The organism is Methylopila musalis (assembly GCF_042679725.1).
Lineage (GTDB): Bacteria > Pseudomonadota > Alphaproteobacteria > Rhizobiales > Methylopilaceae > Methylopila > Methylopila musalis.
This window is the reverse complement of sequence record NZ_JBHTMX010000447.1, coordinates 1-551: the sequence shown is the minus strand read 5'-3', so window position 1 is coordinate 551 and position 551 is coordinate 1. Positions and strand designations below refer to the sequence as shown.

Here is a 551-nt window from a genome sequence, read left to right as displayed (position 1 = left end):
AACGCCGCGCGCCCGTCCACGCCCGTCCGTTTCGGGGCCTGCGGCGCGGGCTCCACATAGAGCGTGCTCAGCGCATGGCCCTCCGCCGCCAGCGCCCGCGCCTCGGTCTCCGCGCTGTCGTCGAGCCCGCCGCCGTCGCTGACCAGCACCACGTCGCCGCCGATGGCGCCGGCCTGTTTCAGGGTGGCGCGCGCCAGCGCCAGCGCCGCGGTCGGGGCGGTGCCCACGTCCGGCACGGTGTCGCCGTCGAGCGAGGACATGAGGGTTTCAAGCGCGCGATGGTCGCTCGTCAGCGGAGCGGCGAGATAGGCGTCGCCGGCGTAGACGATCACCGCCGCCTGCCGCGAGCCGGTCGCCTCCACCGCCGCATAGGCCGCGAGCCGCGCGTCCATGAAGCGGGGGCTCATGGCGACCGAACGCGACAGGTCCACCACCACCACCGTTACGTCGAGGTTGCGGAAGTTCTGCGCGCCGGGCCGCTCGACCGCGGGGCCGGTGAGCGCGACGGCGATCGCCACGCAGGCGAGGGCGGCCGGCAGCGCGCCCCGGCC

The 551-nt window shown here is 75.9% G+C and carries 1 protein-coding gene; it reads right to left on the bottom strand.

Annotated features, from left to right (window positions below):
- Nucleotides 1–551, bottom strand: a 551-nt coding sequence (locus ACFQ4O_RS18230) for a VWA domain-containing protein (protein ID WP_378777856.1), incomplete at both ends; no start/stop codon positions are given.